Source organism: Romboutsia sp. CE17 (assembly GCF_012317385.1).
GTDB lineage: Bacteria > Bacillota > Clostridia > Peptostreptococcales > Peptostreptococcaceae > Romboutsia_E.
Genome location: NZ_CP051144.1, coordinates 1,645,019 through 1,669,188 on the forward strand (window position 1 = coordinate 1,645,019; position 24,170 = coordinate 1,669,188).

Genomic DNA, 24,170 nt, shown 5'->3' on the forward strand with positions numbered 1-24,170 from the left:
TTACATTTCCACCCTTTCTCTAGCCTCTTTTATAAAGTTTCTAAGTATATCATGACCTTGTTCTGATAAAATAGCCTCTGGATGGAATTGAACTCCTTCTATAAGATATTTTTTATGTCTTATACCCATTATTTCACCTTCTTTTGTGAAAGCAGTTGCTTCTAAATCTTCTGGTAAACTTTCACTTTCTATAACTAAAGAATGATATCTAGTTACATTTAAAGGATTTTTTAATTTTCTAAAGACACCTTTATTATTATGCTTTATACTGTGTACCTTACCATGTACCGGCTCTATAGCTTTTACAATATTACCACCAAATACATGTCCTATAGTCTGGTGACCTAAACATATTCCTAGTATTGGTTTTTTACCTTTAAAGTGATTAACTACATCTATGCATATTCCTGCTTCTTTAGGCGAACATGGTCCTGGTGATAAAACTATTATTTCTGGATTTAAATCTTCTATCTCTTTTAGTGTCACTTCATTATTTCTTTTTACTATTATATCTTCTCCTAATTCGCCTATATATTGTACTAAGTTGTACACAAACGAATCATAGTTATCAATCATAAGAATCATGCAAAATGCCTCCTTCAAAGTGTATTTTAACAAGCTCTCAATACTATTATAGTCTAATTAAGCATCAATTTTGTACAATTTTTATATTTAATTATATATGTATAGAGAAATCTCTGTCAATATAATCATTTTTATAACAATAGTTAGATAATTAAGTAAATCTAGTGATTTTATATACTTACTATAAATAATTAAATTTATACATTTAATACTTAATTCTAATAAAAAAGGAGCTATATGCTCCTTTTTGATAATTTATATCCTGGATTGTAATATTTATCTTTTTTGCCCTTTCGCTCTCTAGTTTCTAATAGTTCGTTTATCTTTGATATATATAACTCATCTTCACTTAATCTTATAAGACTTGTAAGATAGTATCCATCTGTACTTCTAGGAACCTTTTTCTTTATTACTAAGTCAATTGCAGTTTTAGCTGCTTCAAAATGCTTTAAATGAGTATGACCCTCTTGAAAATTTTTTTTAGTATTATAGGCTATATAACCTTCTCTAACTTTAAATATCATGAATTCTTTCTTTTCATAAATCTTATTATTCATTAACAATCAATCCTTCTCAAGATAGTCTTATTATATAATATTAAAATATTAGAAAAATGTTTTATATTTTATGAAATTTAAAGCCCCCTTTTTATAAATTCTTGTAGCACATTATGAAGAAAGATTATGTAAAACTTTTATTATAAAAATAATGCTCTTTTAATAATCAAAAGCTTGTTATTTTTATACTATTAATAATAATTATTATAATAATATAAAATATATACGATATTTTTATTTCAATTAACTAAATTTTTTATAAACATAAAAAATCCCCTTGATAAAATAAATATATACTTTATTAAGAGGATTTTTTAATCAATAAAATGTCTATCCTATTTAAATAATATATTCTATTGTTCTAATAATTCTGATACTGTTACGAATTGAAAGCCTCTTTTTTGCATTGCAGGTATAATTCTATCTAATGCTTCTACCGTATTATTCGTTGCATAGTCATGAAGTAATATTATATCTCCATTTTTAGCTTTATCTATGATAGTTGAAGCTATCGTTGATGCTGGCGGATTCTCCCAATCTCTTGCATCTATTGTTGTCCATAGTATAATTTTATAATCGTGTTTTTTAGCTACTTCTTCTAAGTCACTTCTTTTATAACTTCCATATGGAGGTCTAAATAGAGTAGGCTTTTTACCTGTTATTTCTACTAAAGTATCTTCGCATTTTACTATTTCTTCTTCAATTTGTGACAAACTTAAGTTACTTATATCTGGATGATTAAAAGTATGATTTCCTATTTCATGACCTTCCTTACTAGCTCTAATAAGAGGATTTGTATACCATTTTGCATGTTTTCCTGCTATGAAAAATGTAGCCTTAATATTATACTTATTTAGTACATCTAAAACCTTATCAGTTTCTTTTGGGTGCGGTCCATCATCAAAAGTAAGAGCAATAAGTTTTTTCTCCCTAGAACCATTTTTTATAAATACTTCTTCATCATCTTTAGCATATGATGTCGTACTTATTGAAATAATTAGTACAAATATCATAAATGTTAGTGATAAAATTTTTATTTCTTTTAATCTCATGTCAAACCCCTTTCAATACTCGCTATGAATAAAAATTTTCAGTATAGTATATTTTATACTTCCCACCAAACTCTACTCCAACTCCTATGTACTTATAATTACCCAAAATATTTTTTCTATGTCCTGGTGAATTCATTAAAGCTTCATGAGCAAATATTGAACTAAATTGACCTGATGCTATGTTTTCTCCTGCAGTTATATAAGTAATCCCTTCTTTTTTCATTCTATCAAAAGGACTTTCATTTTCTTTACTTGTATGATCAAAATAGTTTTTTTCTAACATATCTTTACTATGCTTTCTTGAGCTTTCAGTTGCCTGTTCACTAAATTTTAAAGTTCCTAGGTTATATTTCGTCCTTGTACTATTAATAAGGTCTATCAACTGTAATTCAAAGCACTTTCTTAATTCTTCACTTTTAACTGCATATACATCCTTCATATTATCTTCTGTTTCTTGGTTTATTATTTGATATGAGCAAACTTTATTTCCATCTATAACATCATAAAATACTGTAATATATTTATTATTTACCTTTATAATGTCATACTCTCCATTTGAATCGATTATGTATCTAGTATTACCTTTTAATCTGTATTCTAAAGGTTGATAATTATTATTGATATTAGCTTTATTATCATCTAATTTTATACTCTCCATTTCACAGGAATTTATAGAATTACTAAATAAAGCAACTACTGAATTGTTATCTATTCCTACCATTGCAAATTTACCTTCATATTGGTTATAAACATACCAATTAAAGCTATACTCACTTGCGTCTATTCTGGAAGGACTTCCTATTTTGTTAAATACACTGTCTTTACTATCTCCAATACTTATGTTGTAAAAATTTTCAATTTTGGTATCTTCATCTTCAATTTTTTTTATATCTTCATTCTCTTCATTTAAAATCTTATCTTCTATAATATATTTAATTTCATTAAAAACTCCACTATTTAAAAATATAATTATTGTAGCTATTAATAATACTATTGCTACTTTTTTTAACATTAATTAATCCTCCTTATAAATAAATTCCTCATTTTCCAAATGTAAATTAAAAATTTGTTCTTTAACTTAAAATTTGAATATGAGGAATTATTGTCTTCTTATAATTTAAAAGAGAATATTTCATCTAATGTCTTATCAAATATACAGGGCTTATCATATTTCCAAGTTCCCTGATATACTAATTCATTATTTAAATAAAAATTTCCATACCCATGCCTTTTTCCATACATAAATTCCCCTATATATTTTTTACCTTCATTCCAAATATAAGTACCTTCTCCATGTGTTAAATTATTTTTCCATTCTCCATCATAGATTAAATTTCCTTCATTATCATAGCAAACGCCGTGACCTTCTCTCTTACTTTTTCTAAACTCACCGATATATATAGTACCTTCATTCCATCTATATATTCCTTGACCTTGCTTATGACCATTGCTCCAGCCACCTATATATTCATCACTATTTTTATATAACATTTGGCCTATTCCATCCATGAAGTCATTTTTAAATCCACCAATATACACATTTCCATTAGTAAAGTTACAAATACCTCTGCCATCTTTTGCATCATCTTTAAAATCACCTGTATATTCAAATCCAACTGATTCTTCAGAAGAAACTATATATACACCTTGACCATTTAATTTTTTATTGACCATTTTTCCTATATATGTATCTCCATTTGAGAACTTATAAATTTTATTTTGTACTCTTATATCTGTGCAATTATTGTTATCAATATCTTCAGAATTGTCTAACGCTCTTATTTCTTCTTCACTGGCTAGTTTATTCTTCTTAATTACTCTATTTTTCATATGTTCTATATGTCTACATTCACGCTTAATTTCATTTATATATTTCATATAATTATTATATATATCAATATATTCTCTCGATAAATTCATGTTTCACTTCCCCCATCGATTTAATCGTCTTTTGTTATAAATTTATTATATATTTATATTAGAAACATTTCTATATATATATTCATTTTTCTAAAAGTTAAATAGTATTATCATAAAAATTTATTTATAATGAAAAAATAGAGTATATCACTTAAGTGATATACTCTATTTTTTACACATCCACATTACCCGATAAACTAATAACTTATAAGATATTGCCCTTAGTTAAAGTATAAATTAAAAACCAATTCTTGTACTCTCCGTACAATATACCCGCTTTAATAAATTTATTACTCTAGAGTTATAAGAGGAAAATACTCCTCTCATAATATATTATTAACGTTTATACGTATTTTATTCCTATTTTTTATAAATATTTTTCTTTAAATCCTCTACCCTTGACTTCAGTTACATCATTAACTGATATAAATGCTTTTTGGTCATATTTTAAAGCTATTTCTTTAATCTTTGGAATTTCTTTAGATAAAACTATACAATATATAATTCTCTTCTTTTCCTTTGTATATGCACCTTCCGCTTCTAAAAAAGTTACACCTCTTACTAACGTAGACATTATTTCTTTTGCTATAAGTTCACTTTCTTTTGAAATTACCATTACAGATTTTTCATACGTCATGGCATCTTTTACAAAGCTCATTGCTGATGCACTTACATAAAATCCTATAAGAGTATATAGTGCTAGATTCATTCCAAATATTACTCCGCCTACAGAAACTATTATTAAGTTTGCAGCTAAAACAGTATCTTTTACTGGTATATTTCTCTTAAACTTTAATATAGCTCCTATAATATCTGTTCCACCTTGTGAAGATTTTGTTCTAAATACCATTCCAGAACCTACTCCAGATAAAATACCTCCAAACACACTTTGAAGAAGTATATCATCAATAGGTATATAATTTCCTATATCTTGAGTTATACCTAAAAGTACTGAAAATAATACCATATTTATTAAGCTTGTTATACAAAAGTCTCTTTCTAAAAAAATAAATCCAAGTATAAATATAGGAATATTAATTAAGAACGTTAATAAACCTATATTGATATCTGTAGTATAATTAATTATTGCGGCTATACCAGTTACTCCTCCACTTAATAAATGTGCTTGTCTTAGAAATCCGTTTATACCTACACATGCTACTAGCATACCTATTACTATAACTGTGTATCTTAAAAACAAATTATCTTCTAAAACGGTGTTAACTTTACTCATTTTATTCTCCCTTCAAATTTCTTTATCTTTTAAAGATATTTGTGTATTACTTAATACAGATTCTATTATATTATCTTTTTAAAAGATGTCTAGCAATTTTTTTCTTATTACCAAGTTCTAATTTTCGCTAGTTATAAACAATTAGCTTCTTAGTATATAGTGATGTCATTTTATAATTTTTTATTTTATCAAACTTTCATAAATATAAGTAAATATCGTTAACACTGTTCTATTTATGAAAAATTTTAAATCTATATTTCATTTACTGAACTTTTATCTTAAAACTTTTCATATTTTTTATTAAATTTTTTTTATTTTTTTAGAATATTATATTTAAAATTATAGGCACAACTATAACCGTAATCATTCCAGCTACACCTATTGATAAACTACTCATTGCGCCCTCAACTTCTCCAATTTCTAGTGCTTTAGTTGTTCCTAAAGCATGAGCAGAAGTTCCTAATGCAATTCCTTTTGCCACTGGATGTTTTATTCTACCTATTTTAAATATAGTTGGTGCCATAATTGCCCCTAATATTCCTGTTAATATTATTGATACTACCGCTATCGATTCAATTCCATTTAAAGTATTAGTTAAAGATAATCCCATTGGAGTTGTTATAGACTTTGGTATTAATGAGTTAATTATATCAATATTTGCATTTGTTAATTTTCCAATTATAAGTATAGATCCTAATGAAACTAAAACACCAGATATAATTCCTACAACAATTTCTATAAAATGCTTTTTTAACAAATCAAACTGCTTATATAATGGAATCGCAAGTACAACTGTTACTGGACCTAATAAATAGTTTATACAGTCTGCACCTAATTTGTAGCTTTCATATGGTATTTTTGTAATACTTAAAAAAGCGATAATTCCTATTATAGTTAATAATAATGGATTAAACATCGGTTTATTTGTTTTCTTTTGAATATAAACCCCTAGATTAAAAAATAAAATAGTTACTACTATACCAAATATAGGTGTATTTAATACATTATACATCTTATTCCTCCTTAGATTTATTACTTATCATTTTTTCTACTACAAATCCAGTAATATACATTACAGCTATTGTACTAAAGAATATTGTTATTAATAAAACAAACATATTGTCACTAATTAAATCTAAAGACCTTATAAGTGAAACACCTGCTGGAACAAAAAATATCGCCATATTGTTTAAAAGTAAATCTCCTAATTCATCTACACTATCTAACTTTATTACCTTAAACTGTAAAAGTAAGAATAATAATATCATACCTATAATATTCCCCGGAATAACTATGATATTTTGTAAAAATGAACTAATATATTCCCCTACGGCCCAAATACCTAAAATAAGAGCTAGTTGATTGAATAACTTCATACTGTCCTCCTCAAAAAATTAAGGAGATTGCTCTCCTTATTTTTAGTTCAAATATATTTTACTACTTACTTAAATTTTTTTCAAATTTTATTTTGTAGGTTTATTTCGTAGATTTATAGAATAAGTTTACCTTTTTTGTCAATATAATTACTATTTTTCCCCTGAATTACTTGGGCATATCCATTTTCAAAATCAGATATAAAATCATATACTGGGACTATTTCTATATCACCTAGTTTATTTAGAAATCCCCATACTCCACCTTTAGGTAGGCTAATCCCTCTAGTGAGAGAATTTAGTCCCATATTAAATCTAGCTAAACCTTCAGAAAAATTACATGCATAATCAAATATAGGATCTATAACAACATTGCCATGCTTATCTATATATCCCCACTTTTCGTTTATAGATACAGCTGCCAATCCTTCATAAAAGGGCTTTGCTCTTTCAAATAAAAAGTCTATTTTAACTTGCCCATTTTTATTAATATACCCCCACTTATCTCCAACTCTTATAGCTGCCAATCCTTCTGAAAAATCTGTTGCAATATCAAATTCCGGACTTATTATCATATCACCATTTTTATCAATATAACCATATTTATTTTTAAGCTCTACTAATGCTCTATCTTCAAAAAATTGATTTACATAAGTATAAGTTGGATCTATAACAATTTTTCCTGTTTTGTTTATAAATCCCCATCTTTTGTTTAGCTTAATTCCAGCAAGTCCTTGCCTAAAGTTAGCAGCACAGTCATACTTAGGTCTTATTACTTCTCTTAAAGAAGTATCTATATATCCGTATTTATTGTTAATTTTTATTTTTGACATGCCTTCATTGAATTCAGTTGCACTTTCTAAATGCAACATTATTGATGTATTTCCATAAATATCTATATATCCAAATACCCATTTTACTGATTTTCTAATTTTCTTTATATATGTTATTACGCAATATCCATCTCTAAATCTATCTGATACATATTTATACTTAGGCTTTATTATTAGATTTTTATCTCTATCTATAAATCCATATTTCCCATCTTTTAAAACCGGGAGAAACAACTCATTAGGCATAGTACATTCCCTCCTATAAATAATAAATCCATAATAATTATCATTACTATATATTATTATTTTGTTCCTTATACTATGCTTTTTATACCAAGTATGTTTCTATTTATGAAAATTTTTCTTTATAAATCTTAAATAATTTTTATATGCAATTTTTTCTATATGTTCTTCTTTATATCCTCTTCTTTTTAATTCTAGTAAAATATTTTGTGATTTTGATGTATTTTCCAAATTCTTTGTACAATATCCTTCATCTAAATTTAAGTAGTCACAGTAGTCAAATCCAAAGCATACATTATCTATTCCTATAAGATCTATTATATAATCTATGTGATTAACTAAATGTTTTAAATCTTGTTTCTTCTTGTCATCATGTATAAAATCTATATAACTATTTATTCCTACAATACCATCAGTTTCTTTAATTAATTTTATCTGCTCATCTAGTAAATTTCTTTTTGAACTACATAAATTTCTGGCATTAGAATGAGTCGCGATTATTGGCTTTGTACTTATATTATATATATCGTAAAAAGTTTTATCATTAGCATGTGATACGTCTATAGTTATCCCTATACTCTCACATTCTTTTATAAAATCTTTTCCCATAGGCTTTAGACCATTTTCACTACTACCTCTAGCACCTGTTGCTAATAAGTTCTCTTCATTCCATGTTAAAGATGCTGTTCTTATACCATATTTATATATCTCTTCTACTTTATCTATTTTATTTTCTAAACTTTTTGCACCTTCTAAGTGCATCATTGCAGTTATTTTATTTTGTTCTAATCCATGTAGATATTCTTCATAATTTTTAGCTATATATAAAAAGTCATTAGACAATTTAACTTCTTCATCTGCATATTTCATCATTAATTTTAAACCTTCATAATTATAGTATTTTATAAGCTCTGGATCTTGCCAGAATACAAATATTCCTCCATTTACTCCACCTTCTTTATATTTATCTAAATGATATCTTTTCATTATATTATTTTCATTGTTTAATCTCTTCATAAAAATATCTGAAAATATATCTGCATGAATATCTAGTATCATATTCTGACCTCCTGTTATATTTTTTAGCAACTTAAAATAGAGCAAGATAATAAATACCATCATCTTACTCTACAAATATATGTTTTATTCACTTAAAATTTCCTTGACCTTAGAGTTATTATACATACTGTCAGGAACTTCACTTCTTAAACCATAGAAAGTTTCTTTTGCTTTAGCTAAGTCACCTTTTTCGTAATAAGTTAAACCTAATTGATAAAAAGCATCATCATAATAGTTTTCTTCTGGTGTATAAGTATTTATATATTTTTTATAATATTTTATAGCTTCATCATAATTACCTATTTTTTCATTTAGAGATGCTAATTCGTATATAGAAGCAGATATATAATTTTTAGTTTTCCCATATTTTATAACACCTTCATAGTACAAAATAGCTTCTTCAGTGTTTCCTGCTTTTCTTAATTGCACTGCTTTTTTATATAAACTTGATTCATCTGAAGTTGCTATTTCTTTTTTAGTTTTAGTTTCATCTAAAACTTGATTAGTTTCTTCTAATTTTTTATTTGTTTCATCTAGTTTTTCATTTGCATCATTTAATTTTTCATCTACTTCATTTAACTTATCTTCTTTTGTATTTAATTCCGAAGTTAGGTTGTCTATTTTCGCTTTATTACTTAAATGATATATACCTAATCCTACTGCTAAAAATACTATAATAACATATGGTAGTATGTTTCTCTTATGCTTTTTTGTTGTAACGACTTCATTTTTTTCACTAGTTTTTTCAGTTTCTAATACATTATCTTCCTTATCTTCTTCAAATATAGGGTTGTCTTTATCTACTTCTCTTAATCTTTCAAAATAAAATTCTTTTTTTCCTTCATTTCCCAGCTTATTATAAAGTAAGTATAGTATTACGTATGGTTCAATTAAATCTGGATCTTCATCAATTATATTGTTTAAAATATGTATAGACTCTTGGTTTAATTCCTCATTTATAAATCTAATTGAATGATTGTATCTTCCTAAAAACACTTTAAATTCTTCTGATGATAATATGTTTACATATTTTCTTGATAGCTCATTATTCCCATAGCATAGTCCTGTATAAAAACTCTCAAAAGCCTTAGAAAAATCACATTTTAATAATTTTAATAATCCTCTTAAATTTAAAATGTCTACATCTTTAGGGTTTATTTCTAATGCACTATCTATTAATTCTACTGCTTTAGTAATATATCCCCTACTAGCTAATTCCAAAGAATTATTATAGTCATTATATGATCTTAATTTTATTTCTTTAGATACTTCTTCACTACTACTTTTTAATTCACTCTGTAAGTTTAATATTGTTTCATCTTTATAATTTGTTGTAACATAACTTTGTTTTAATGCCTTTAATGTCTCGTTCTCATCTTCTTCTTCTATATTAAAAAATGTTAAATCACTTTTTTCTTCTTCTACTAGCGATATATCCATTGACTTTTTAGGCATGTTAAGTATATCAATTTTTATATTATTTCCTAAAATAACAATCGCCTCCCAATTTATAGTTTTATCATATATCTAAAATATCATATTTATTATTATTAGTCAAAACTATACATTTTTTCCCATATTATTACAAATGTTTTACAATATTTCAAAGGCTTTCTTTAGCAGTTGTAGTGCCTTTTTACTATATGGAGGATACTTAAATGGAATATCTATGGATGATGATTTTAAAATTGTTTTTTCATGAGTAAAAGCATCATAACTTCTTTTTCCATGATAAGACCCAATTCCACTGTTCCCAATTCCTCCAAAAGGGGCATTATGATTAGATATATGCATTATAGTATCATTTACGCACCCACCACCAAAAGATATCCTACTTATAATAGTTTCTTCAAAATTTTTATCTTTTGTAAAAACGTAAAGCGCAAGAGGATTCTTATTCACCTCTACTATTTCTACAACTTCATCTATATTCTCAAACTCTAATATTGGTATTAAAGGTCCAAATATTTCATCATTCATAACTTTGTCATTTATAGTAACCTTATCAATGATTGTTGGCTCTATTTTTAAACTTTCTTTATTATTTTTTCCTCCATAAACAACTTTATTCTCATCAATAAGCCCCGTAATTCTATTAAAGTGCCTTTCGTTAATAATACTTGTGTAGTCTTTGCTTTTCATTGGTTCTTCACCATAGAATAATTTTATATACTTTTTCATAGCTTCTATTAAATCTTCCTTTATATTGTGATGAGCAATCACATAATCTGGAGCTATACACGTTTGTCCACCATTTAGTAATTTTCCCCACACTATTTTTTTTGCACTCATATCTATATCACAGCTTTCATCTACAATGCAAGGACTTTTTCCTCCAAGCTCTAGCGTACATGGTATAAGCTCTTTTGCTGCAGCTTCCATTACAACTTTACCAACAGCAGGGCTTCCTGTAAAGAATATATAATCAAATTTCTTAGTTAGCAAATACTTATTTACTTCTACTTCACCTTCTATTACTGCTATGTATTCTTTATTAAAATATTTTTCTATCATTTCTTTTATTATTTTTGATGTATTTGGCGATAATTCTGATGGCTTAACAACTGCACAATTACCTCCTATAATAGCACCTATTAATGGAGATATACAAAGATAAAATGGATAATTCCATGGTGACATTATTAAGCAAACTCCATATGGTTGCTTATATATATATGTTTTAGCTCCTGGATTAGTTAATGGAGTCTTTACCTTTTGTGGCTCTGACCATTTTTTAATTTTATTTCTTACATGTTTTATTTCTGATAAAGTTATCCCTACTTCAGTTTCAAATACTTCAAATTCACATTTATCAAAATCTTTTTTTATAGCTTCTACTATTTTTTCTTCATATTCTTGTATTGCAGATTTTAATTTATCCAATTGATTTATTCTAAAATTTACATCTTTAGTTATTTGAGTACTATAGTATTCCTTTTGTTTATTAAATATCTCATCAATTTCTTGTAAGTACATTATCTAAATCGCTCCTTTATGCCATATAAAATAAATAGGCTGTCATAAGAGTAAAAATTCTTCTCTACGACATGCCTTTCTATATCATTTTATATTATATTTTTTTACTTTTCTATATAATGTTGCAATACCTATATCAAGAGCATCTGCTACTTTTTTCATTCCCTCTGTATTACTTCCGTATTTTTTTATAGCTTTTTCTATTGCTTCTTTTTCTAAAACATCCATAGTTTTAACTTCTTCTTTATACATCTCATCTAATTTAAAAGATATTAAATCAGACATACGTGATATAAATTCAGTCAAGTCTTTATTTTTAGAAATTATATTATTTTTTTGCTCTTCATTAAAAGCTGCAATACCTAAAATACCGAGTATATCTTTTCCTAATTTTACAGGAGTGCATATATCAGCTAATTCTTTACATTGCTCTCTATGACAACATATATAGCACTCTTTATTTACATCTTTATTTATTAAATAGGATTTTCCTTCACATAACACTTTATAATAAACTGTGTCTTCAGATATTTTTTCCCCTATTTTATCGTTAAATATTCCTGTTCCAGCTATTCTTACCAAATCTTTTGTAACTAAAGTTACATCTACATTTAAAACATTAGAAATATTTTCGCATATACTTTGAATATAATTGGTTATATCATTTAAATTCAAATCAATACCTCCCAATCTATTTTATCTTACTTATACTCCATATTAAGCATTTATAGCTGATTTGTTTGAATATTATCTGAATTTGGTTTGTTTTCGTTTTTCTCAGTTTCACTTGGTTTAGTTTCATCTGGTTTAATCTCTTCTGTACCAGTTGGATTTTGAGACTCAATTGGTTTAGTTTCTGTAGTATTATCTTCAGTATTTTCCTCTGTAACTTGCTCCTCTTCTTTAGTCCCTACCGCTATAACGGTTTGTTTTTTAGGATAATACGAAGTATAAATTTTTTCTCTTTCAATTACATTTCCATTGCTATCTTTATATATTCTATATGTTGATACAGTGTAAGCATCTCTGCCTTTCTCTAGTACCTTCTCTTTACCTTTTTCAATTGTCGGGTCATCAACTTTTTTGACTGTAGAAGAAGATACTCCATCAACTGATGTAGATATTTCTATATTTTGCTTATCTTTAGAACTTCCGTATATTTCAGTAACAACGGTACTTCCATAAACATAGCTTTTTAAATATATAGGCTCACTTAAATTATTTTTAAATGCAAAGTCTACTCCACTATCTGTAACAGTAGCATCTCTTCCTTTTGGAACATATGATGAAGGTATTGTATGATTCTTTAACTGGGTAATTTCTAATCCTGAATAAAGTACAGAATTATATAAAGTAGATGATAATTGACAAACACCACCACCAACTCCATTTTGTAATTCACCTTCAACAATTACAGGGGCATTATGATATCCATTACTTGTAGTATACGGTCCAGTTACATCAACATAAGAAAATTCATCACCAGGCATCAATAGATAGTTATTCATTTTTTGTGCAGCACTTTTTATATTTGATATCCTTCCTTCTGATGAAGCTTTAATAGTTGTTGAATATCTTCCTAGTATAGTATCAACTGTACTTAATTGTTCTTTAGTTATTGTAGGTTCTACAGTTTTAACTACTAAACTATCTTTAAATATACCTTTTTCTATTTCTTCTGTTATCTTCTTTATACTAGCATCTATGTCTAGTTCTATTCCTTTAGATTCGTCAGTAATTGATATATTTCTTCCACTAATATTTAATGATGCATTTTTTACTTCAATATCTAACTCTTTTTTTATTTCTTCTAATTTAGACTGTAACTTTTCTTTATTATAATTTACAACAATATCTACATTATTTTTGTTTCCAAAGTTAGTTTTTATAGTTTTTGATAAGTTATTAAATACACTATCTTTTCTATTTAAGTTATATGCATTTTCTATAGTTTTATTAAAATCATAGCTAATATCAATATCAGAAGGATTTATATCCCATTTTTTATTTTCATATGATAGTTCTATGGTTTCTAATTTCATTTTTTTTTCTAATAATTTTTCTGCTTCTTCTTTTGTTAAGTTACCTACGCATATATTTCCAATATATGTATTTTTAGCTATTTTGCTTCCTATAACCTGGCTGTAAGTTATTCCTATAAATAATACTATCGTAGCTATTATGATTCCAGATGCTATATATCCATTTTTTTTTGCTTTATGCATTGATATTTCTCCTTAAACAATATTTATTTACATTAAATATATTTATATATCTAAACAAATTATCCTTTAAATTTACATATAAAAAATTTTTTCGTTTTTTTGATAATTAAAAGCGTGCAAGTACACGCTTTTAATAACTTATTATCTCATCATCACTTACTAAATAAATATTTTTAGTGTACATATCTATAAGATATAATTCTTTCTTTTTAAAGAATCCTTTATTTACTACTGCATAGTAATATACGTTTTTATTTTTATCTATAAATTCATCAACAACGTTTTTATTTCTTGTATATCTATTAATCTCTTTTTTAGACACTATATTTATACTCTTAAATGACTCATCCTTTTCTTTCAATTTATTCTCTAGTGTGAAAATACATTCACCTTCACTTAATGCAAATCTAAATTCTCCATTAGATATAACTTTAAAGTAACCGTCACTATAAGTAGAATCATAATCTTTTGAATTAGACTTATAAGAATAAATCTTCTTAGTTTTTGAATCAACTAATACTTCATCTATTAATTTGTCATACTTATATAGTTCTACATAATAAAATTTACTTCCATTAATCATCTGTTGGTAAGAATTTATACTAAGTCCTTCTTTATCAGTTCCCATTTTTTTCGAAATTAAATTTATAATATCATCAGTTGTCATTGAATATAAAGCTAAATTTTCCTGATATTTACTTTCTAATTCTAATAATTTGTCATCATTTTCATAATAAGGCTTAAGATATTCTATGTATTTTATAGCCTCTTCATAATTTCCATTGTCATTAGCACTATTTGCTTGTAATATATAGTAGTCATACATATCACTAATACATTGTTCTTTTGCTGACTTTGCTAATTTAAAATATTTCTTATCTTCTTCTAATACCTTAGAGTAGCCTTCTATGGCTTCATAATATCTTTTTACTTGTTGATTTTCTGTAGCTTCTTCATAGATTCTCCTAGATTCATTAAACTCTTTTATCTTTTGTTTATATCTATCCAATTCATCATTTATGTTATTTAATGTAGATGCTGCAGTTAAATATGACAATGCTTTATCATATACTATATTTTCATTTAAATACATTTCTTCTACCCTTTTTGATTGTTTAACTATGCTATCTGTATTTATATTTATTTCCTCTAAAGCATTTATAGTGCTTACTAGCCCTGTATATTGTTCTTTACTAATTTCATCATTTATATATTTATCACCATAATTTATAAGTACAGAATTTATTTTCTTAGACGCTGACCTATTAAATCTGTTCATTTTTGATTCTGAAAACTCATTTTTTAAATCTTCATAGTAGTTATAAGCTATCTGATACTTCCTAGCTTCTATATTTTTAACTAGGTGATCAACTTCTTTTCCTATACTCATTTCATCACTACTTATAAAAAATACTACTATTAATGAAATAGATGCAAGTATTAAGAATAAGAATTTCATTATATTTCCCCTATTATTGTCTATAAAATCCGTAAATTTATAAAACAATTCCTTTAACTTCATTATTATTTCCTTCCTCTATCATAAATAATATTTATTTTACTTCTTTATATTTGCTTATTTATTATACCATATTCTTTCTATTATTTACATTTAAAAACAATATAGTATAAGTAGATTGATAATATTATTTTATAAGACTTTTAAGGAATATAATAATATTACATTGAATTTTATTTATATTTAGATTTTATAAACATAATAGTAACATCATCATAAGTTTTATATTTACTTATATCTTGTAAATGCGCCTTATAATTTTTGTTTAACAAGAATTTTGAAAAAATACTTTTTTCATATTTATCTATAGTACTATTTAGATCTATTATCATTTCTTTAAACGAATCAAAACCATCACTATATCCATCACTAAATATTATTGTATAATCATTTTTATACTCTTCACTTACAATTTCTAAATAATATTCCATATTTTTATAAGCATCTTCTGATCCTAAAGATTTTACTAAAAATCCATTATTATTACCTAAAACCTTCATATATTCTTCATTTCTTCTTATTAGGATAGTACTATCTCCTATATTGAAATATAAACGTAATTTTTCATTTATTAATAATAAAACTAATGTTGTTGAATATTTAGAGTACTGAGTTCTAAATACTACTGGAGAATTTTTCTTATAGTGCTCATTAACTAACTCTAACCATTTATCATATATATTTTTTTGTATAGTACTTGAATCTAAATCCTCTTTTATATTATTTAAATCATAACCATGTTCTTTTATATAACTTTCTAAAACATTAATACCAGCTTTGCAGGCTAACTTTGCACCTATATGGCTATATTCAAAAAAATCTGTACTATGTCCATCGGCTAAGGCGCATATAATTCCATTTTTCATCTTCTTATATTCACAATAATCCTGAGAAATTTTATTCTTAGCTAAATTTTTATATCCGATTATACTTTCACTAAAAACTTCAAACTCCATACTAAACCTCCTAAAACAACTACTTATTACTTATTTTTTATTAATATAGTTTTAAAACTATTCCTTTTAAAGGATAATAAAAATGGGACTACAAATGATATTTATCATTTATAGTCCCATTTCTACATTTAAGTTAGTTTAAATTTAATGCTATTAAATTTATATAACTCTTATTATATACCTTATGATACTCTTCTTCTTGATATACTTTGATTTTGCTTTTTAGTATTGACTGTCTTTTTAGCAACTCTAACCTTCTTAACTTTTCTTTTCTTAGCAAATATATAATTCATATTGCATAAAAATAAAGTTAAGAATAATGCTATACTTCCATATCCGAAAAGCATAAAATAATATCTAAATCCTACTACTACTCTCATAAATAAGTTCGAAATAAATAGCGTAGAAGTTACAAAAAAACATATCATAGGTGACATAATAAGTATTTGTACTAGCTTTTTCAAATTACTCACCCCTATAACTACAATTCATAACACCTTTATACATAATTAATATACCAAATTTATCTATAAATAGCAATTATTATTAGTTTTTTATTAAGTATATTAAATTTAATATTTCCATATTGCTATATTTTTATAGCTTGTAACATTACTCCCTATAATTTAATACAATAAAATAGATTGTATTCTATTTATTAAGGGGTGATTTAAATGCCATGTCTTCCAAGTTTAGGGTCTAAAGCTCCTAATTTTGAAGCTAATACCACTTTTGGACCTATAAGGTTATCCGATTATAGGGGAAAATGGGTTGTTTTATTTTCTCATCCTGGTGATTTTACACCAGTATGTACTACAGAGTTTATATGCTTTGCAAAATACTACGAAGAATTTCAAAAAAGAAATACGGATTTAATAGGACTTAGTATAGATAGTAATAGCTCTCACTTAGCCTGGATTTATAATATATGTACTCTTACAGGGATAGAAATTCCATTTCCTATTATAGCTGATTCAAATATGGAAATTTCTAAGTTATATGGAATGATTTCAGAAGAAATGAGCAGTACATCTACAGTTCGTGCTGTATTTATAATAGATGATAAGCAAATTTTAAGAACTATACTTTACTATCCTCTTACAACAGGAAGAAATATTCCAGAGATAATAAGGGTAATTGATGCTTTACAAACAGCAGATGAGCAAAAAGTTGTTACTCCAGCGAACTGGTTACCTGGTATGCCAGTAATTTTACCTCCTCCTAAAACATGGAAAGATTTGAGAAAAAGAATAGATAATTGTGGTAAAGAACATTCATGCTTAGATTGGTACTTGTGCTTTATGCCAGATAAAAATTCTAAAAAGATTAAATCTTCTAAGGCAATGAATCTAATGAACAGACCACCTATAAGTTCTTCTACAGATAAAATTGGTGGTAATCCTAACTGCCCAGATTTACAACCTATAGTTATGGAGTATGTACTTGGAAATCCTAGAAACGTAGATCCTAGGTTTTTAGATGCAGTAATATATGCTTTTGTTGAAATAAACCCAGACGGAACACTGTTTGTTCCAACTCCAAAGTATTTAAATTATTTAGTATCATTAAAGAAATCTTATCCGGATCTTTTAGTAATTGCCGCTATAGGTGGATGGGGCGCTGATGGATTCTCTGATGCAGCATCTACACCTAGGTCTAGATATGATTTTGCTAGACAAGTAAATAAGTTAATTAACACATATGGATTAGACGGAGTAGATATAGATTGGGAATATCCAGGAAGCAGTGCTGCTGGAATAAAATCTAGTCCTAATGATAGAGAAAATTTTACACTTTTATTGACAGCCATTAGAGATGTAATCGGTAATGATAAATGGCTTAGTGTAGCAGGAACTGGAGATAGCGGTTATACTAGTAGAAGTGCTGAAATAGATAAAATTGCTCCTATTATAAATTATTTTAATCTTATGAGCTACGATTTCACAGCTGGAGAAACTGGCGAAAGAGGTCAAAAACATCAAGCTAACTTATATGATTCAGATTTAAGCTTGCCTGGATACAGCGTTGATTCCATGGTTAATAATTTAATAAATAATGGTATGCCTTCAGAAAAAATACTATTAGGTGTTCCATTCTATGGTAGACTAGGTGCAACTTTAACTGAATCTTATGATGAACTTAGAAAGAATTATATTAATAAAGATGGCTATGAGTATAGATTCGATACTGAAGCTGGCGTTCCTTACCTAGTTAGAGAGGGAGAATACGTTATGTCAATAGAAAATGAGTTATCTATTTACTTAAAAGCTCAATATGTTCTTAATAACTGTTTAGGCGGTATTTTCGCTTGGACATCAACTTATGATCAAGCAAACATTCTTGCAAGAGCTATGTATGAGTCAATTAATAATCCTACTGAGTTTTCTATTGAACTAGAAAATATCTTTGGATCTATTCCAGGTGAATAAGTTTTATTTTAAATAAAAGTAAAAAAATAGCACTAGGGTAACTTTTTCCTAGTGCTATTTTCATAAAATCATATTCCTATAGCTTTTTTAGCTAATTTATCAGCTTCTTCGTTATATTTATCTCCGGAATGCGCCTTTACTTTTACAAATTTTACATTTAACTTTTCTTTTACTTTATCATAAAATGCCTTATATTCTATCGTTCCAGATTTATTAGTCTTCCAAGCTCCTGTACACCATTTTTCAATTCCTTCATAATCAAAGTAAAGAATTAAATTTTCTATATTTTCTTCCAAACAATAATTCATTGCTAGTTTTGCTGCTTCTATCTCTCCTGCTACATTCCTCATTGTAACTAAAAATTCATCGTTACCTTTGATACTATATGTTTTTAGTATATTACCATCTTTTAGTATTACAACACCTGAGCCATATTCTTTAATACAATGCTCATAACTTCCATCAACATATGCTTCTACTGTATTTCCATTATAAGCTATTTTACTTTCTTTTTTTCCGTATATATACTCATTTGCTTCTTCTAAATTTGAAAAACTTTTATATTCAGCTCCAGAGAACCCATTAACTTGTGACTTACATTCATCCCATGTATTATATATTCCTACACACTTTCCTTTTCTTACAGCATAATATTTTTTTTTACTCAAATTTAACCACTCCTACCTATAGGTTTATATTTTTTAATATACTCCGATACAATTACTAACTATTTTAACTTAAAGTTCTTTTTTTTTAAAGTTTTATTTTAACTATTTTATATTTCTTCACTGTATGATATAATTTATATATAAAAAATAACGAATATAACTAATGATAGAGGTCGCAATATTAATAAGTAATTTTGTGGAGGTAAGCACAGTGAAGCAAAATGAAAGGTAATGTTGCCGAAATATATAAGTGACGCTTTAAGCTTATATGTTGGGGTTATGCATAATATGTATAACACTGTCACATAAATTTGTGGAGTGCTATCTTTAGATTAAGTCATATACTATATTATTAAAAATGATTAAGTCTAGAGTAGGATCTCCTACTCTATTTTTTTATCCCTATTTTAAATATCAGGTTATATTCAGTAAAATCAAGGAGGTCTATAATGATACATACAAAAGAAAAGAAACAAGCAACACTTATTGATGCTATTTTGTGTATCGGATTTTTAATCACAGCTTTAGTTACATGTTTAGTAATTCTAAAGGACTATGAAATTTCAGCTCATATACCACTACTTTTAGGTGGAGTTTTTGCTGGTTGTTTATCTATATTTAAATTAGGATTTACATGGAAAGAACTAGAAGATGGCATCTTAGAAACAATTAATACTACTATGCAGTCTATATTAATTCTTTTAGTAGTAGGTATTTTAATTGGTACTTGGATTATAGGTGGAATAGTTCCATCAATGATTTATTGGGGGCTTAATTTATTATCTCCTAGTATATTCTTAGTAGCTACAACATTAATTTGTTCAATAGTATCAATTTCTACAGGTTCATCTTGGACAACAGTTGGTACAATAGGTATAGCCTTATTAGGTATAGGAAGTGCCTTAGGAATTCCAAATAGTATAATTGCAGGTGCAATAATCTCTGGTGCCTACTTTGGAGATAAAATGTCACCTTTATCTGATACAACAAACTTAGCTCCAGCTATGGCAGGAACTAATTTATTTGATCACATTAAACATATGTTATATACTACAATTCCAGCGCTTTTAATATCATTATTAATCTATACTATATTAGGAATGAAGTATGCAGGAAGTCAAATAGACACTGGGCAAATAACAGAAATACAAAATACTTTACTTAATAGTTTTAATACCTTATCTCCATTTTTATTCTTAGTTCCAGTTGGAGTTATAGCCATGGTTATATTAAAAGTACCTGCTATACCAGCTTTAATGATTGGAGCTTTAGCTGGAGGTTTAGTTGCTATGATATTCCAAGGAAACTCATTTGCAGATGTTATAGTTACTGCAAAAGTAGGATATACATCAAATAGCGGAATGGTATTTGTAGATGAATTACTTTCTCGTGGAGGACTTGAAAGTATGCTAGATACAGTAGCTCTTATGATGTGTGCTTTAGTTACTGGAGGAATACTTGAAAAGTCGGGTATACTTCAAGCTTTAGCAGACTCTATACTAAAAATTGCAAAAGGAACGTTTGGGCTAATTGCAGCTACTATATTTACTGCTATTGGAACTAACTTAGCAGTAGCTGATCAATATTTAGCTATAGTTATCCCTGGAAGTATGTATAGAGATGCTTTTAAAAAGCAAGGTTTAGCAGCTAAAAACTTATCTCGTGCTTTAGAAGATAGTGCAACAATTACTTCTCCTTTAATACCATGGAATACATGTGGTGCTTATATGTCTGCCACTATGGGCATTAGCTGCTTTGCATTTTTACCATTTGCATTTTTTAACCTATTATGTCCTATAGTATCTTTATTCTATGGATTAACAGGTATTAGTATAGAAAAAATTCAACAGGAAGATAATGTAGAAAACGCAATATAGTTTATATAAAAATACCTATGAAGTAATAATTACTATTTTTCATAGGTATTTTTATTTCCTATATAGTGACATATGTATATTTTTTAGATATCTCTAAATACTATTCATATAAGCATATCTTACTAGAAGGGAGAATTAGATATTATGAAAAAGATAATGATATTTATGCTATTTTTTATACTTTTATCAACAACTGCATGTTCTATAGATAGTTCAACTAAAAGCAATACTCTAATTAATACTAACATTGATACAAGTACATTAATAGGCAGTAGCTACAAGGATATAGAGAATTTACTAGGTATTCCTTACTCTAGAACATACTACATAGATGATGATAAATTAAACGATTCTCTATCTGATAAACTAACAATGGAAGATTTAATAGAAAGTATTAATATAACAACATCTTATAAGATAAAAAGTAAAGAGAAACCATTTCTTCACATTTATTTTAAAAATGGTGTTGCCGTAAATGCAATGTATGGTAACTATACCTTATCCTCATCTAAAAACTTTATAAACTCTGAAGATGTTTTAAATACAGACTATAAAGTTGATGTATTTAGTAACAAAGGATATATATGTGAGAGCGATTTTGTAATAAGTTATGCTGCTAAAGAGTTTGAAGGAAAAACTATAACCGATTTTAATAAATCATTTGAAGTAAGTTCTTCAAATGTAATTGCTTCTACTATTAACGGAAACCATAAGCTATATTTTTATCCTCTAGTTCCACATAAACAACATCCTGATAAAAATCATAGCTACCCTAACTATAACTCTAATAGCAATGCTAAATTAGATACAGTAAATCCTGTAAACAATAATATAAGTAATATAAATAGAACTGATAATAAATATTTAAAAAATTATGCTGAATCTTCAGTTGTTATTTATACTAAAAATGATGTAATACAATCTATATCAATCGAAGGAAAAGACTTTGTCTATGGCATATTAAATAAAACTTTTAATAAATAAAAAAAGTCCAAGTCTTTAATAGATTTCTATCTATTAGACTTGGACTTTTTTACCTATTACATAGTGTACACTAGCCCAGCTCCTGGTCCTAGTGGTAATTTTAAAGTCATCCATACAATAAGCATTAATACCCATCCAGTTAAGAATACTATAGTGTAAGGCAACATTGTTGATATTAGTGTACCCATACCAGCCTTCTTATCATGCTTTTGAGCAAATATAACTATCATAGCAAAATAAGTCATTAGAGGCGATATTATATTAGTAGTTGAATCACCTATTCTATATGCAATTTGAGTTAATTCTGGTGATATACCAAGCTTCATAAACATTGGTAAGAATACAGGAGCCATTATAGCCCATTTAGCTGAAGCTGATCCCATAAATAAATTTATAAATCCTGCAAATAGTACGAATATTATAATAAGAACTACAGAGTTCATCTTCATAGATTCTAATAAATTAGCTCCATTTACAGCTAATATTGTACCTAAATTAGTGTATGAGAAATAGTTTACGAATTGGGCCATAACGAATGATAATGCTATATAACTCCCCATTGAAGCCATTGACTTACCTAATTCATTTCCGATATCTTTTTCATTTTTAAATTGACCTGACACTTTTCCATATACTACTGCTGCTACAAAGAATATTATAGCTATTAATAAAACGAATCCATTCATTAATGGCGAATTGTTTATTATAGATGCCATAAATCCATCAGTTGCTTCTATATCTATATTTCTTAATGGAGAATTTGGCATCATTACTACTATAACTATACCAACTAACATAGCTATTACAGTTAAGTTAGTAACTTTTAATGCTTTTTTCTCTTTATCGCTTAAATTTTGTAAATTTTTATCTTCTGCTGATAAATTAGAGTTTCCGCTATATGTCCCAAGTCTTGGTTCTATTATTTTATCAGTTACAAACCATCCTAAAGCAGTTATTAAAAATGTTGAAACTGCCATAAAGTACATATTAGAAGTAGCTTGAACTGTATAGCTTGGATCTATCATTTGAGCCGCACTTGTTGATATTCCAGCTAACATTGGGTCTATTGTTCCTATAATTAGGTTAGCACTAAATCCTCCAGAAACACCTGCAAACCCTGCTGCAAGTCCTGCAAGTGGATGTCTACCAAATGACATAAATATTAAAGCTCCAAGTGGAACTAATACAACGTATCCAGCATCACTTGCTATATTTGACATAACCCCTAAGAATACAACCATAGGTGTAACTAATGCTGCAGGTGTTACTGCAACTGTTTTCTTAAGTAAAGCAGATATATATCCACTACCTTCTGCCGTTCCTATACCTAACATACCAACTAAAACCATACCTAATGGTGCAAAGTTAACAAAGTTAGATATAGCGTTTTCAAGCATATATATGATTCCTTCTCTTGAAAGTAAACTAACTGCACTTATTGTTTGAACTTCTAATTCATTTGTAGCTCTATTTATAAGTTCCGCTTTCACTGAAAGTCCCCTTGCAGCAGCTATTGCAGATATTATTATAATAGCTAAACAAAATAATGAAAATAATGTAATTGGATGTGGAAGTTTATTACCCACTCTTTCTATTCCATCTAGACATTTTTGAAATAGACTCTTTTTATCCTGCCTCAATTTTGTAGCACTACCCATATTTTATCCTCCCTAATTCTAT

Annotated in this window: 22 protein-coding genes and 1 riboswitch; of the genes, 3 read left to right on the forward strand and 19 right to left on the reverse strand. The window is 27.1% G+C overall.

Annotation, left to right across the window (positions count from 1 at the left end; translation table 11 throughout):
* The 17 genes from HF520_RS07920 to HF520_RS08000 form a co-directional block, all read right to left on the reverse strand.
* Entirely contained in the window at positions 1 to 585 is a 585-nt protein-coding gene (locus tag HF520_RS07920) for an anthranilate synthase component II (RefSeq protein WP_207710985.1), read from the reverse strand.
* A gap of 233 nt (positions 586 to 818) precedes the next feature.
* Positions 819 to 1,142, reverse strand: a complete 324-nt coding sequence (locus tag HF520_RS07925; RefSeq protein WP_168573507.1) for a hypothetical protein — start codon at positions 1,140 to 1,142, stop codon at positions 819 to 821.
* A gap of 353 nt (positions 1,143 to 1,495) precedes the next feature.
* Positions 1,496 to 2,194 (reverse strand): polysaccharide deacetylase family protein, encoded by a 699-nt coding sequence (locus HF520_RS07930; protein ID WP_168573508.1) that lies wholly within the window; start codon positions 2,192 to 2,194, stop codon positions 1,496 to 1,498.
* Between the two features lie 22 nt (positions 2,195 to 2,216).
* Positions 2,217 to 3,206, reverse strand: coding sequence for a CAP-associated domain-containing protein (locus HF520_RS07935; protein WP_168573509.1), 990 nt, complete (start codon positions 3,204 to 3,206; stop codon positions 2,217 to 2,219).
* A 98-nt stretch (positions 3,207 to 3,304) separates the two neighbouring features.
* The gene (locus HF520_RS07940; protein ID WP_168573510.1) at positions 3,305 to 4,114 is read right to left on the reverse strand and encodes an MORN repeat-containing protein; all 810 of its coding nucleotides are present in this window, start codon (positions 4,112 to 4,114) and stop codon (positions 3,305 to 3,307) included.
* Between the two features lie 367 nt (positions 4,115 to 4,481).
* A complete protein-coding gene (locus tag HF520_RS07945; RefSeq protein WP_168573511.1) occupies positions 4,482 to 5,348 on the reverse strand; it encodes a YitT family protein in 867 nt (288 codons plus the stop codon).
* A 319-nt stretch (positions 5,349 to 5,667) separates the two neighbouring features.
* Positions 5,668 to 6,360: an LrgB family protein gene (locus tag HF520_RS07950; RefSeq protein ID WP_168573512.1), complete on the reverse strand. Its 693-nt coding sequence runs from the start codon at positions 6,358 to 6,360 to the stop codon at positions 5,668 to 5,670.
* A 1-nt stretch (position 6,361) separates the two neighbouring features.
* On the reverse strand, positions 6,362 to 6,724 hold the full coding sequence (locus tag HF520_RS07955; RefSeq protein WP_168573513.1) for a CidA/LrgA family protein: 363 nt from the start codon (positions 6,722 to 6,724) through the stop codon (positions 6,362 to 6,364).
* A gap of 113 nt (positions 6,725 to 6,837) precedes the next feature.
* Positions 6,838 to 7,800: a WG repeat-containing protein gene (locus HF520_RS07960; protein ID WP_168573514.1), complete on the reverse strand. Its 963-nt coding sequence runs from the start codon at positions 7,798 to 7,800 to the stop codon at positions 6,838 to 6,840.
* A 99-nt stretch (positions 7,801 to 7,899) separates the two neighbouring features.
* Positions 7,900 to 8,856, reverse strand: coding sequence for a dipeptidase (locus HF520_RS07965; RefSeq protein WP_168573515.1), 957 nt, complete (start codon positions 8,854 to 8,856; stop codon positions 7,900 to 7,902).
* 84 nt (positions 8,857 to 8,940) lie between these two features.
* Complete coding sequence (locus HF520_RS07970; protein WP_168573516.1) at positions 8,941 to 10,311, reverse strand: tetratricopeptide repeat protein; 1,371 nt, start codon at positions 10,309 to 10,311, stop codon at positions 8,941 to 8,943.
* A gap of 138 nt (positions 10,312 to 10,449) precedes the next feature.
* On the reverse strand, positions 10,450 to 11,832 hold the full coding sequence (locus HF520_RS07975) for an aldehyde dehydrogenase (protein WP_168573517.1): 1,383 nt from the start codon (positions 11,830 to 11,832) through the stop codon (positions 10,450 to 10,452).
* An 84-nt stretch (positions 11,833 to 11,916) separates the two neighbouring features.
* Positions 11,917 to 12,507 carry a helix-turn-helix domain-containing protein gene (locus tag HF520_RS07980; RefSeq protein WP_168573518.1) on the reverse strand — a complete coding sequence of 197 codons (591 nt, stop codon included), beginning with the start codon at positions 12,505 to 12,507 and terminating at the stop codon, positions 11,917 to 11,919.
* Between the two features lie 50 nt (positions 12,508 to 12,557).
* A complete protein-coding gene (locus HF520_RS07985; RefSeq protein ID WP_168573519.1) occupies positions 12,558 to 14,057 on the reverse strand; it encodes a VanW family protein in 1,500 nt (499 codons plus the stop codon).
* Between the two features lie 130 nt (positions 14,058 to 14,187).
* Complete coding sequence (locus HF520_RS07990) at positions 14,188 to 15,516, reverse strand: UbiD family decarboxylase (RefSeq protein WP_168573520.1); 1,329 nt, start codon at positions 15,514 to 15,516, stop codon at positions 14,188 to 14,190.
* Between the two features lie 233 nt (positions 15,517 to 15,749).
* Positions 15,750 to 16,532 (reverse strand): protein phosphatase 2C domain-containing protein, encoded by a 783-nt coding sequence (locus HF520_RS07995; RefSeq protein ID WP_168573521.1) that lies wholly within the window; start codon positions 16,530 to 16,532, stop codon positions 15,750 to 15,752.
* 182 nt (positions 16,533 to 16,714) lie between these two features.
* On the reverse strand, positions 16,715 to 16,996 hold the full coding sequence (locus HF520_RS08000; RefSeq protein ID WP_168573522.1) for a hypothetical protein: 282 nt from the start codon (positions 16,994 to 16,996) through the stop codon (positions 16,715 to 16,717).
* Between the two features lie 210 nt (positions 16,997 to 17,206).
* Here HF520_RS08000 and HF520_RS08005 point away from each other — a divergent pair, with 210 nt between their 5' ends.
* A complete protein-coding gene (locus tag HF520_RS08005; RefSeq protein WP_168573523.1) occupies positions 17,207 to 18,961 on the forward strand; it encodes a peroxiredoxin in 1,755 nt (584 codons plus the stop codon).
* Between the two features lie 68 nt (positions 18,962 to 19,029).
* Here HF520_RS08005 and HF520_RS08010 read toward each other — a convergent pair whose 3' ends face one another.
* Positions 19,030 to 19,629: a ribonuclease H1 domain-containing protein gene (locus HF520_RS08010; RefSeq protein ID WP_168573524.1), complete on the reverse strand. Its 600-nt coding sequence runs from the start codon at positions 19,627 to 19,629 to the stop codon at positions 19,030 to 19,032.
* A 159-nt stretch (positions 19,630 to 19,788) separates the two neighbouring features.
* Positions 19,789 to 19,961, forward strand: a riboswitch (Lysine riboswitch).
* A 117-nt stretch (positions 19,962 to 20,078) separates the two neighbouring features.
* Here HF520_RS08010 and nhaC point away from each other — a divergent pair.
* On the forward strand, positions 20,079 to 21,506 hold the full coding sequence (gene nhaC / locus HF520_RS08015) for a Na+/H+ antiporter NhaC (RefSeq protein WP_168573525.1): 1,428 nt from the start codon (positions 20,079 to 20,081) through the stop codon (positions 21,504 to 21,506).
* Positions 21,507 to 21,650: 144 nt separating this feature from the next.
* Positions 21,651 to 22,490, forward strand: a complete 840-nt coding sequence (locus tag HF520_RS08020; RefSeq protein ID WP_168573526.1) for a hypothetical protein — start codon at positions 21,651 to 21,653, stop codon at positions 22,488 to 22,490.
* A 56-nt stretch (positions 22,491 to 22,546) separates the two neighbouring features.
* Here HF520_RS08020 and HF520_RS08025 read toward each other — a convergent pair whose 3' ends face one another.
* Positions 22,547 to 24,148 carry an AbgT family transporter gene (locus HF520_RS08025; RefSeq protein WP_168573527.1) on the reverse strand — a complete coding sequence of 534 codons (1,602 nt, stop codon included), beginning with the start codon at positions 24,146 to 24,148 and terminating at the stop codon, positions 22,547 to 22,549.
* Between the last annotated feature and the right edge of the window lie 22 nt (positions 24,149 to 24,170).